Below are 12,004 nucleotides of genomic sequence, written 5' to 3' on the forward strand. Positions count from 1 at the left end.
TTTTTCTTCTGCCTTTTGCCATTTCGTATATCTAATTTATTGTGAAAACACGCGGTTCTATATCAATTGGCATATAAGGGTCCATGAATTCTATTTCACTTCTGGTTGAATCTGTAATTATTATAACATCGGCATCTGAAAATGGAGTACAATCTCCTCTGGCAAGAGAACCAATCAATATTGTAAGCAATGAACCTTTTTTAATTGAATTATTTCCATATTCAATGAGTTTTTCAAAAATAAAAGGGTAATTAATTTCGTATGTTCTTGTTGCAGAATTCAAATATTTCCTTTGCATAATTTAAACACCTCTTTGCGTCTTCTATTGAATAGTACTCAAATGGCGAGCCTTCACTGTAATAATCGGGGTATCTTGAACCTATATACACTCTATCGAGCTCCATTGCTGTGGCAATTATATTATTATCAATATTGAATTCCGTTAGTTGCGATAACATCCTTGATACGGACTGGCTCCATATTTCCTTATTTATTGAATGGTACAAGGCTATCACTGCTTTCTCAGCAGATTGCTGGGATGCAAAGCAAGCCCATTCGTATTTTTCATTATTTAATGAGCCTTCAGCCTCTTCGAGATCCCTTTTAGCCTGTTTTAGCCAATCCATCGATCTTGACGGCATTTACTAACTATAATTAAAGTCTTTATAAGCATTTCTATGATCTTTGTTGGTCTGCAATCTCTGTTTTTAAATAATTCAATTGCCTTATAGAAATTATCATGGTTCTTATGCGGTAATATATTTATTAATAAATTGACCGTTAAATAAAATAGTGGAATGCATGTTTTTGAACTAAAATTGGTGAATTAAAATATATAAATTCTGCAGAAACTGGAAAGTACTCGAAATTTAATGCCCCGGTAATAGAATAGCAGAATTATTCTTAACCAGGCATAGAGCAACATGGAAATAAGCGTGTCAAAATTTAGCAGTTGCAGGTGTATGCATTTTAAACTTTAATATGTTTTTACTATTTCATCCACATAACAGGCTTTGTGACTTTCGTGCTTAAAGAATTCGTGTAAAATCAGATATTCAAGGTAGGTTAAATATTGTAAATAATATATATAAAAATTATACAGTAGCCACATAGGAAATAATATAAATTCATACATTGGAACTATCAAAAAAAATAGAAAATGATATATTTAAAGTTGAAATTAGGTTTTTTAAGATTTACATGAAAAGATATTTATTACTGGAGGACGGCACAACTTATGAAGGCACTGGTTATGGCTATGAGGGCGAGACAAACGGTGAAATAGTTTTTACAACTTCAATGTCCGGTTATCTGGAAACTATTACGGATCCATCGTATGCTGGTGAAATACTAATTTTCGCCTTCCCGGAAATTGCAAATTACCCCTTAAATCTGGAACATATGGAATCCAGTAAGGTGCAGGTCGCCGGGATTATTACAAAGGACGCACATTCAATTTATTCTGGCGGAGAATCAGGAACAGGATTCAATGAGTTTTTAAAGCAAAACATGGTGCCTGCAATAGACGGGATAGATACCAGGTCACTGGTAGAAAAAATAAGGGAATCTGGCGCAATTAAGGGTTATATAAAAAACAAAAATGAATTTCCGGATAAATTTGAGGATACCATGGATCTGGACCTTGTTTCCATGGTGTCAATTAAAAAATATAAGTATTACAATTCAGGGCATAAAAAACAGATACTTTTCATAGATGTTGGAACAAAAAATAGCCTTATTAAGAGGCTAAGTGAAACAGCTTCCCTGCACATAGTTCCATATAACTATGATTTCTTTAACATTAAATTCCACTATGATGCAATTTTTCTGCCCAATGGTCCGGGAAACCCTGGCCATAGTTCTTTAGAGCCATTAAGGGCGTTTATAAGGGAGAAAAGTAGCAGCATGCCTGTAATGGGTGTGTGCCTTGGGAATCAACTTATAGCACTTTCTATGGGCGGCAAAACAGAGAAAATGAAATACGGGCACAGGGGAATAAACCATGCTGTGCTCATAGGGAACAGGGTTTACATTACATCACATAACCATGGATACGCCGTTAACGGAGATTCCCTGAAGGGTACGGGCATGGAAATCTGTGGCACCGATATCAATGATGGTACGGTTGAAATGATAAAGCACAGGGAACTCCCGGTATTTTCTGTCCAGTTTCATCCCGAAGCATATCCAGGGCCCTACGATAGTACATGGTTTTTCAATGATATTAAAACAACTCTAGGTGAAAAAATATGAATTCAGACATAAAATGCACACTGGTTATAGGTTCAGGCCCAATAGTAATAGGCCAGGCTGCAGAATTTGATTATTCAGGGTCTCAGGCCTGCCTGGCATTGAAGGAAGAGGGAATAAAGACAGTACTCCTCAATTCAAATCCTGCAACTATACAGACAGACAGAGAAATAGCTGACAGGGTATACATAGAGCCGGTAGACCCGGAAAGTGTATTGGCAATTATCAAAAAAGAAAAAATAGATTCTATACTTCCTTCAACCGGTGGGCAGGTCGGGTTAAACCTTGTTATCCTGCTTGAGAGGCTTGGAATACTTTCCTCATACAATATCAAGGTGCTTGGAACACCTGTAACATCAATAGAAATTGCAGAAGATCGGAAAAAATTCTTTAACCTGATGAAAAAAATTGGGGAGCCTGTAATAGAATCATATACACTCACAAAAAATGATTACAGGGATTTAATGCCTGGCATTAAAAAATATCCATTAATATTGCGCACGGGATTCTCACTGGGCGGATCAGGCGGCGTCATAATTAAGAATGTGAAGGAGTTGAGCGATTACTGTGATGATTATTTTTCAGTTCATGATGATATGGTAGAGCTTGATGAGTCGTTACTTGGCCTTAAGGAAATAGAGTACGAAATGATGCGTGACAATAATGGAAACTGCATTTCAATATGCAACATGGAGAATCTTGACCCCATGGGAGTACATACCGGTGAAAGCATAGTAACAACGCCATCACTCACATTGAGCAATGATAGTTACCAGAAATTAAGGACATCTGCTATCCATGTTGTCAATGAAATTGGTGTTATTGGATCCTGCAACATACAGTTTGCCCTTGACCAGGAGAAAGATGAGTATTACATTGTTGAGGTAAACCCGAGAACATCAAGATCCTCTGCACTCGCATCCAAAGCATCGGGATATCCAATAGCCAGGGTATCAACTAAAATTGCAGTAGGATATAACTTAAATGAGATAAAAAATCCTGTAACCAAAAACACATATGCTGCATTTGAACCATCAATGGATTACATAACTGTTAAAATTCCAAGGTGGCCATTCGACAAATTCTCAGTAAAGAGAGAGATAGGAATTGAAATGAAATCCATTGGGGAAGCAATGGGCATTGGCAGAATATTCGAAGAGGCTTTGATGAAAGCCATATCTTCGCTGGACATTAAACAATCTATACCCATGAGGTTATTTACATCTCCGGAAAAGACAATAGAACTGATGAAAGTGCCAAATGACCTGAGGTTATTTGCCATATTTGATGGATTATTCCAGGGCATAGGTGTGGATAAAATTTCAGAATTGTCAGGGTATGATAAATTTTTCATAGTGAAAATAAAAAATATTGTAGATGCCATGGAAACAATAAAAAGGGGTGTAATCCCTGAAAATATGGAGAATCTAAAAATGCTTGGAATTTCAGATGAAACTATTTCATATTATACCGGCATTCCACAAACTGAAATAATAAAATATAGAATTGAAAAAAAGATTGTTCCTGTATACAAAAATATAGATACATGCTCCGGTGAGTTTAATGCTGATACCACCTACCTCTATTCAGCCTATGATACACATAATGACAACAGAATAAGCAATAAAAAGAAAGTTATAGTCATAGGTTCTGGCCCTAACAGGATATCTCAGGGAGTTGAATTTGACTATGGTGCCGTTAAATCTATACTGTCATTGCGTTCAATGGGATACGAAGCTATAATGGTTAACAGCAATCCTGAAACTGTATCAACGGATTTTGATATATCTGATAAACTTTATTTTGAACCTGTTACCCTGGAACATATTTCTAATATTGCCAGTGCAGAAAAACCTGAGGGAATTATTATTCAGTTTTCAGGCCAGACCGGGCAGAATATGGCATCCGGAATATCGGAAATATTTAACAACATAATTCTGGGAACTAAGCCGGAAGATATATACAGAATAGAAGAACGTACGATATTCTCAAAGACCTTAAGGAGCCTTGGCATAAAACAACCAGATTTCATTGAAGCTTCAAATATTAATGAGCTGGAAGAAAAAATCAAGGGCATTAGCCTTCCTGTAATCATAAGGTCAAGTTTTATTATAGGTGGGAGGGCTATGGATATAATATACGACTATGATATTCTGGTTAGCCGTGTCAGGGAATTATTTATTGAACGCCCGGGCTCACCTGTCCTTGTAAGCAGTTATCTAAAAAATGCAACCGAAATTGATGTTGATTTTATTTCCTCAGCTGAGAAATCTATAATAGCGGGTATTTCTGTACACATAGAAGAAGCTGGAACACATTCCGGAGATGCGACAATGGTACTTGGCCCCGGTGTAGTGGATTCTGATACGCTGGAACAGCTCAAAGAAATAGTTGAAAAGATGAGGCAAAATTTTAACCTTTCAGGGTTATCCAATCTTCAGCTGGCAATAAAGGACAGTGAAATATATGTTATCGAACTGAATGCAAGGTCTTCAAGGTCTGTTCCATTTGTGTCCAAGGCAACTGGAATTAACTGGATAGATTCCGGTGTTAAAGCTATGCTTGGAATTGAGCCAGACCTGAAATATTCTGAGCCGGCATCATTCTTTATAAAAGTGCCTGTATTCCCATTCAAAAGGTTCAGGGATATGGATGTCATCCTCGGCCCGGAAATGAAATCAACCGGTGAGGCAATGTGTTGCGGAAAAACTTTCCAGGAGGCTATGTCTAAGGTAATACGCATCATGAAAAGGGATTTTAAATTAAACTCTGTCATTATTACAGTAAATGATGCTGATAAAAATGAAGCCATAAAAATAGGCAGAAAACTCGCAGCAAAGAATGTTAAAATATATGCAACACCGGGTACATACAATGCCATGAAGGATGCAGGAGTGAAATCAAATGTTGTTTACAGGGTCAAAGATTTGAGGTCACCGGGAATCAGCGAAATAATAAAAAATGAAGATATATCAATGATAATCAATACGCCTTCAGAATCATATGGCTCTATAAGGGATGGGTTCTCAATCAGAAACCTCGGAATCAAGAAAGATATTCCGCTCATAACAAATATCAGGTTTGCATCCGAACTTGTAGATTCCATTTTACATGAAAAAAAGGCACAGGTAATGGAATTGACAGAATATTATTGATATAATATTTAATTAACATATAAATTTTAAAGGAAAACATATAAAGAATACAATTATTATGCTTCTATGAAAGATTTTAAAAATATTTATATGAAAATCAGGGAGGTATCACCGGAACACCATTTTGAATTTACAGATTCACCGTTCTGGATACTTATAACAACTATACTTTCACACAGGACAAAGGATATTGTAACAGATCAGGCTGCGCGGTCCTTATATAATAAATACCATGATTCTGTGGGACTCGAAAACGCCGATCCTGCGGATGTAAAAGCCATTATAAAATATGTGGGGTTCAGCAATGTGAAATCACTGAGGATTATAGAGATTGCCAGAATAATTAACCATGAATATGGTGGAAAAGTGCCTGATACCCATGATGAGCTTGTGAAACTTCCGGGCACAGGAAGTAAAACTGCAAATATAGTGTTAACCCAGGGATTCAATATTCCAGCTATTGCAGTAGATACACACGTTTTCAGGGTGTCAAACAGAATCGGATTGGTACATACAAAGAATCCAGATGAAACGGAAGAGGCATTGAAAAGCATAGTGCCTCTTGAGTACCAGGTAGAATTTAATCCTGTTATGGTAGAATTTGGCAAAAATATCTGCAAACCCGTATCACCACGATGCAATATATGCCCGGTATCAGATTGCTGTGATTATTTTGCCCAGAAAAATACCGGCGATACCGCAATAAAATCTAAAAAATAGCACGGGTAAAGGAAAATGGTGAAACGAAAGGATAATAAATGGTATGTGTATTATTTGAATTAATAGAATTCCGGCAACGGTACCCCGATATATCCTTTCTCACAGGAACATTCAGGGAAGTCATGGTGGTATAAATGGAAAAATATGTTATAGTGGACAGATACTTTGATGGATATAAATGGGAGAATAATTCCACAATTTTTAAGGTTAAAAACGGGATTATAGCAGAAAAATATACTGCAAATAAGCAGGATATGGAAAACATCATGGAGAGTGGCAACGAAGTTCTGGATTTGCGTGGAAAATTTGTTACTCCAGGGTTAATAGACTCCCATGACCATTTTATGCTCACATCCCTGAAATTGAAATACCAGGTAGATTTCTCAGGTGTGCGCTCATTTGAAGATTTTCGGAGGGTGCTGGAGGAGAACAGAAACAAAATCGTACACGGATGGTTTCAGGGGTATGGCATTAATGAGTACAACATGAAAGAAAAGAGGTTGCCAGATATAAAAATTATTGACGAAATTATGGGAAACACACCGGTATTTATAACACAGATGACAGAACATTACGGCATCTGCAATTCCCGGTCCCTTGAAATAGCGGGAATAGATAGGAATACGGCAGACCCTGCAAACGGCAAACTTGGAAGAAATTCAGATGGAAATCCTGACGGGGTACTCTATGAGGCCAATGCAATGGACATGGTCAAGAGCAGAATTCCCGAATATACCTTAGATGATTATATTGAAGCAATAATATCCGGGTCTGAAATGTACAGAAAAGCCGGGCTTTCAACGGTAAAGGATATTGGTGGAACAGGAAACGATGTTAACGAAGAAACCAGAATCTGTGCTTTAAACCGGATAAGCAAAGAGGGAAACCATAAAATAAGAATTGCAGTGGCACTGCCTGTTTACTCGCTAAAGGATGTCAGCAGAAAAATTGAGCTGGCTAGCATATTGGAGGAAAATCAGCATATCATGTTTGCAGGGTTCAAGATGTTCCTTGATGGAAGCATATTATCCAGAACTGCGTGGATGAAGCATAGCTATGTGGGCAGCAAAGGCAATATGGGCATCCCGCTGTGGGACATTAAAAATTTCAGGGAAGGCCTCAAACAGCTTTCGGCTACCGGCCACCACATAAGCATTCATACAATTGGAGACCGTGCTATTGAAACTGCACTGGATTCTATTGAGAAATTAAAAAGCTCCGGCATTGCATCCACATATGCCCTGGTACACTGCTACAAGCTTGAGGAGAAAACAATAGAGAAAATTAAGAAACTTGATGTGGGTGTTGAAACACAGCTTGCCTTTGTGTATTTTATAGGAGACTCATTGAGTGACAATATAGGGCTCGACCAATCTAAATGCCTGTTTCCTGCAAAAACTATGGTTGAAAAAGGCATCAGGGTATCAAATGGTTCTGACAGCCCGGTGACACCATTTGACCCGCTATATGGGATATATTCATCTGTATTCAGAAAAACACTTACAGGGAAAAACTCTTCTGTTTACAGTAACAATGAATCACTTACCATTGAAGAGACAGTGAAAACATATACATCTGAAAGTGCAGCGGTAATTGGATGGAATGAAATAGGATCGCTGGAAACTGGCAAATTTTCAGATTTTACTGTCTGGGACCCTGATCCTGCAACAGCCGGGAAAAATATAGAAGATTATCTGCACATAAATCTTAAATCCATTACCCTTTAAGGTTATGGGTTTCCAAATTCTATTTCAGGTTTTTCTGCACTTCCGTAAACTTTTCCCATTATATTTTTATTATCATGGTTAAATATTATCGATATATTTTCATTTATAGCTTTTTTTAAGAGTTTTTTCTTCATCTTCAGTGTTTCAATGGGGTATGAATCTATGGCTGTGATATAGTATGGTTTCAGGTGGAATGATGATGGAAATAAATCCCCGCCATACATATATTTTTTTGAATTTATTTCAAAGAATATTACCATGTGCCCTTCCGTGTGCCCGCCTGTATTTATAGCTGTTATGTTGCCGGTAATCTTTCTGGAGCCCTCAATAGTTTTAATTTTTCCATGAATTTTGCCAGGGATGTAACTTCCCCTTGTAAAGTCATTTGGATGCCTGAAGGCTTTTAGCTCTTTTTCCTGCATTATTATCTGCGAGTTCCTGAATAATTTATTTCCAGAGAATATATGGCCATTGTGGTCAAAATGCATGTGTGATAGTATAATGTTATCAACTCCCTTTATATGATAATCGTTTTCCAGGGAATCTGCAATGTCATTATTTTTCTCCGGCACGAATATTCTACGGAACCTGTCAGAAAAATTATTTCCGATCCCTGCATCCACCATTATATTTTTATCGTTTACACGTAAAAATGGAATATTTGTTGTAATCCTTATTTTATTGTTATTATCACTGATATATTTCGACCATAATACTTTTGGAACTATACCGAAATAAGCTCCTGAATCAAGCTCATATGTGCCATCGTTTAAAAAATAGATTTCTTCCATAGTTAAATAGTATAAATAAAAATATTAATCTTTTTAAATTAACGGAATTACGCGTATCTCAACGCGATTCCCTTTCCGAATCTGGGATAGTTCCAGTCAATATTGTCATAGGGGCAGGCTATTCTTGAAGCACCGCATTCAACACAATTTTCATATCCTATGATTATCCTGTTGTTTTCCCATGTAAAAACATTTGCCGGGCAAATGGATACACACGGCTGTGGCTCGCCAAATCTCTCAGTGCATTCAAGGCAGGTATTTACATCCTTAATGCCAAGATGTGATTTATCGTCCTTTTTATATCTCAGTGTATATAATTTCTCTTCTGTTCTCATTTATCTCATCCTCATAACAAAACTCATCAGGTCAGGTATAATATTTCTATAATTACCTACCATGGTATTTCTAATTCCAATCAAATCTCCAGCAGCCCAGCCTTCAAGAAGGGAAGAAACCATGTTTATGTATTCTCCTGCTTTGTTGCTGGTCATGAAGTCAGATTCCAATTTTCTTTCTTTAGCTATTTTTGAAATTTCCGGGTGTTTCATCAGGTTATACCTGTAAACTTCCTTATCGTAGTTCATAACAGCTGCTTCACCTGCAAGTGTTCCGGATGCTATAGCAGGGGTTATCCCATCAAATGTGAGCGGGTCTACAAGGCCGATTGCATCCCCACACAGGTATACATTGCCCTTTGCCACATTTGTTTCCGGGAACCCTCCTTCAGGTATAACCTTGGCTGAGTATTCCCTCAATGAGTATCCCTTCACCTTTTCCGCTATGCCCGTTGTTTCAAGGAATTTATCCAGCAGAGCCTCTGGCCTGATCTTCCTGTCAACAAGTTCCTTTATTGGAGAACCAATTCCAACTGCCAGGCTATCTTTGTAGGTGTACATGAATCCAGCAACAAGTGGATCTGACATAATCATTCTCCAGGACATGCCTGTATCGTCATCTGGAAAACCGAATATATTGTTCAGGTCTCCTTTTTTAATAGAGTATACCATTTTAACGGCCTGTACAGAGTTTGAAGGTGTCCAGTCCACATTTATTCCTGAGTTCATGGATACAAGGGCATTTACACCCTCTGCAAGAACGAAAGATTTTGCAGCAACATCTCCCCTGTCTGTTGTAAGTGATTTTGCAATCCCGTTCTCCCAGTTCAGCTTAAGTGCGGTGGTTTTTGGAATAATAGTAGCACCTGCCTGTTCGGATACAGATGAAAGCCATTTATCGAGTTTTAATCTTCCTGTTGTGACAAGCCCTTCAGGATGGAAATCAATATTTACAGGCTTATCTTTTTCGTACAGTGAAAGCTTCATGGTATCAACAGTTCTTTCATATGGCATGCCTTCCCCGAAAACAGATGTTATGTAATCCTTTCTGACCTCTGCACCTGAAACGTTCTTTGAACCGGGTTCAGGCCCCCTTTCAATAACAAGAACCTTTTTTCCTTCCGATGCCGCTTTCAGAGCGGCTGCTGATCCGGCTGGACCTGCGCCAACTATAACAATATCATATTCAAGCATTTAAATCACCAATTTTTTTAATCAGTTCTGGAACTATCTGGAATATATCACCTACAACTCCATAGTCGCAGTTTTCAAATATCTGGGCATCAGGGTCTGAGTTGATAGCTATTATTCTCTTGGAACCCTGTATTCCTACAAGATGCTGTATAGCTCCCGATATTCCCATGGCAATGTATAAGTTAGGCTTTATTGTTGTTCCTGTCTGCCCTACCTGCCTATCCTTTGGATACCAGTCAGAATCTGCAAGTGGTTTGCTTACACCCACTATTCCACCAATTTTCTTTGCCAGGTCTTCAGCTAATTTTATGTTGTCTTTATTTACAATTCCCCTTCCAACTCCAACTACAACCTGTGCGGCTGCAAGGGCATTGGTTTTTTCTATATTCTTGTAATCTGTGATTTTGAATCTGGAAACGGGTTTTTCCAGTTTGTCTTTAATTACCTTACCCTTAAAATCACGTTCTGGCAGTGCTGAGAATACGCCTGCCCTTGTTGTCACCATTACGGGCTTATTGTTTGGGCATATAATTGTAGATGTTTCCTTTCCACCGAAATCAGGCCTTGTTGCCTGCAACTGCCCTTTTTCATCAACATCAAATATAATGCAATCCGCTATTAAACCTGTGTTGACCTTTATTGCGGTTGTGGCTGCCAGTTCCCTGGAATTATATGTTCCCGGGAAAAAGAGTGAGTTCGGCTTATATTTATTAATCATCATTCCCAGAGCCTGGGTATAAATATCATTGTCATACCTCTTTGCATTGTCAGTTTCGCAGTAATAGGCTTCATCAGCTCCATACTTAAAGGCCTCATCAATCAGGTTCTCATCTCCTGTGCCGATTATAATTGCCCCCAGTTTAGTGCTCATCAAATCAGCTACTCTCCTGGCTGCACCAAGAATTTCAAGTGAGGTTTTGTTCAATTCACCGTCAAAATGGTCTATGTATACCCATATACTATCTTCAACCTTTGTAACCGGTTCAGGTTTTTGATATGCCTCCTCCATTGCCTTCATTCCTGTAAGGGAACCTTTGATCTTTGATATAAGAAAATCAACCGTTTTGTTTAAATCTTCATTTTTTATAATTTCTGGATTTCTCATTTTAGGCGGTGGCCTTACCCGTATAACTTTTGTGGGAGATGCTGCTAACCCGATCATTTTCGGGTCAGCGTTTATATCAGTTTTTGAATATCTGGTAACAGGGAATGTTATTGATTTAATCATGCCTTCAAGCGTGGCTTCCCTTGGACTGTTGGAATTTTCCGTAATTGTCGCAACAAATGGCATCTTGACCTCTACAGTTTCAGTATCAAATTCTGTAGTTCTCTGCAATCTGGCAATTTTTGTTTCCATATCTATGTCTATAATTTTATCGGTGTAAGCAACTTCAGGAATTCCAAGCCACATTGCTGTTTGTGGGCCTACCTGCTGTGTTTCCCCATCCAGGGCCCTCCTTCCGAATAAAATTATATCAGGCTTTCCTATTTTTTCAATGCTTCTGGATATGGTATATGATGTAGCCCATGTATCGGATCCAACCATAGCCGCATCTGTAACTAAATAGACATTGTCGGCGCCCATTGCAACGGATTCCCGGAGTGTAATATCACCCTTAGGCGGACCCATAGAAACTATTGAAACGGTTCCACCATATTTTTCCTTTAATCTGAGAGCCTCCTCTATGGCGTGCAAATCAGGAGGATTAATAATGGCCGGCACGCCCTCCCTGACCAGATTATTTGTTACCGGATCGATCCTTAAATCGTCGGCATCCGGAACCTGCTTTACAGAAACAACAATATTAATGCCTTTCATGAAGGTATATACA

10 protein-coding genes are annotated in these 12,004 nt (G+C 38.2%); 4 read left to right on the forward strand and 6 right to left on the reverse strand.

Features of this window, described 5'->3' with window-relative positions; all coding sequences use genetic code 11:
• Positions 1-31 precede the first annotated feature (31 nt).
• Together FACI_RS01165 and FACI_RS01170 are read right to left on the reverse strand one after the other, a co-directional pair.
• Positions 32-298, reverse strand: a complete 267-nt coding sequence (locus tag FACI_RS01165) for a nucleotidyltransferase domain-containing protein (protein ID WP_019841336.1) — start codon at positions 296-298, stop codon at positions 32-34.
• Positions 252-641, reverse strand: a complete 390-nt coding sequence (locus tag FACI_RS01170; RefSeq protein WP_048074023.1) for a HEPN domain-containing protein — start codon at positions 639-641, stop codon at positions 252-254. The genes FACI_RS01165 and FACI_RS01170 overlap by 47 nt, the downstream gene beginning before the upstream one ends.
• A 559-nt stretch (positions 642-1,200) precedes the next feature.
• Here FACI_RS01170 and carA point away from each other — a divergent pair.
• From carA to FACI_RS01190, 4 genes are all read left to right on the forward strand, one after another.
• A complete protein-coding gene (gene carA / locus FACI_RS01175) occupies positions 1,201-2,253 on the forward strand; it encodes a glutamine-hydrolyzing carbamoyl-phosphate synthase small subunit (protein WP_019841337.1) in 1,053 nt (350 codons plus the stop codon).
• Positions 2,250-5,405, forward strand: coding sequence for a carbamoyl-phosphate synthase (glutamine-hydrolyzing) large subunit (gene carB, locus FACI_RS01180; RefSeq protein WP_009886260.1), 3,156 nt, complete (start codon positions 2,250-2,252; stop codon positions 5,403-5,405). Before carA ends, carB begins: the two co-directional genes overlap by 4 nt.
• A 66-nt stretch (positions 5,406-5,471) precedes the next feature.
• On the forward strand, positions 5,472-6,125 hold the full coding sequence (locus tag FACI_RS01185) for an endonuclease III domain-containing protein (RefSeq protein WP_009886261.1): 654 nt from the start codon (positions 5,472-5,474) through the stop codon (positions 6,123-6,125).
• A gap of 134 nt (positions 6,126-6,259) precedes the next feature.
• Positions 6,260-7,852: an amidohydrolase gene (locus FACI_RS01190; RefSeq protein WP_009886262.1), complete on the forward strand. Its 1,593-nt coding sequence runs from the start codon at positions 6,260-6,262 to the stop codon at positions 7,850-7,852.
• A 2-nt stretch (positions 7,853-7,854) separates the two neighbouring features.
• Here FACI_RS01190 and FACI_RS01195 read toward each other — a convergent pair whose 3' ends face one another.
• The 4 genes from FACI_RS01195 to FACI_RS01210 are packed head-to-tail and all read right to left on the reverse strand — an operon-like array spanning position 7,855 to position 11,991.
• A complete protein-coding gene (locus tag FACI_RS01195; protein WP_009886263.1) occupies positions 7,855-8,643 on the reverse strand; it encodes an MBL fold metallo-hydrolase in 789 nt (262 codons plus the stop codon).
• Positions 8,644-8,690: 47 nt separating this feature from the next.
• Complete coding sequence (locus FACI_RS01200) at positions 8,691-8,978, reverse strand: ferredoxin family protein (RefSeq protein WP_009886264.1); 288 nt, start codon at positions 8,976-8,978, stop codon at positions 8,691-8,693.
• A complete protein-coding gene (locus FACI_RS01205; protein ID WP_009886265.1) occupies positions 8,979-10,172 on the reverse strand; it encodes an NAD(P)/FAD-dependent oxidoreductase in 1,194 nt (397 codons plus the stop codon).
• The gene (locus FACI_RS01210; protein ID WP_009886266.1) at positions 10,165-11,991 is read right to left on the reverse strand and encodes an FAD-binding protein; all 1,827 of its coding nucleotides are present in this window, start codon (positions 11,989-11,991) and stop codon (positions 10,165-10,167) included. The genes FACI_RS01205 and FACI_RS01210 overlap by 8 nt, the downstream gene beginning before the upstream one ends.
• Positions 11,992-12,004: the final 13 nt, after the last annotated feature.

It is taken from the genome of Ferroplasma acidarmanus Fer1 (assembly GCF_000152265.2).
Lineage (GTDB): Archaea > Thermoplasmatota > Thermoplasmata > Thermoplasmatales > Thermoplasmataceae > Ferroplasma > Ferroplasma acidiphilum.

Bases quoted from the DNA above. Each gene is read 5' to 3' on its own strand.
- FACI_RS01165 (WP_019841336.1), bottom strand. From the start codon at position 298: ATGCAAAGGAAATATTTGAATTCTGCAACAAGAACATACGAAATTAAT.
- FACI_RS01170 (WP_048074023.1), bottom strand. From the start codon at position 641: ATGCCGTCAAGATCGATGGATTGGCTAAAACAGGCTAAAAGGGATCTC.
- carA (WP_019841337.1), top strand. From the start codon at position 1,201: ATGAAAAGATATTTATTACTGGAGGACGGCACAACTTATGAAGGCACT.
- carB (WP_009886260.1), top strand. From the start codon at position 2,250: ATGAATTCAGACATAAAATGCACACTGGTTATAGGTTCAGGCCCAATA.
- FACI_RS01185 (WP_009886261.1), top strand. From the start codon at position 5,472: ATGAAAGATTTTAAAAATATTTATATGAAAATCAGGGAGGTATCACCG.
- FACI_RS01190 (WP_009886262.1), top strand. From the start codon at position 6,260: ATGGAAAAATATGTTATAGTGGACAGATACTTTGATGGATATAAATGG.
- FACI_RS01195 (WP_009886263.1), bottom strand. From the start codon at position 8,643: ATGGAAGAAATCTATTTTTTAAACGATGGCACATATGAGCTTGATTCA.
- FACI_RS01200 (WP_009886264.1), bottom strand. From the start codon at position 8,978: ATGAGAACAGAAGAGAAATTATATACACTGAGATATAAAAAGGACGAT.
- FACI_RS01205 (WP_009886265.1), bottom strand. From the start codon at position 10,172: ATGCTTGAATATGATATTGTTATAGTTGGCGCAGGTCCAGCCGGATCA.
- FACI_RS01210 (WP_009886266.1), bottom strand. From the start codon at position 11,991: ATGAAAGGCATTAATATTGTTGTTTCTGTAAAGCAGGTTCCGGATGCC.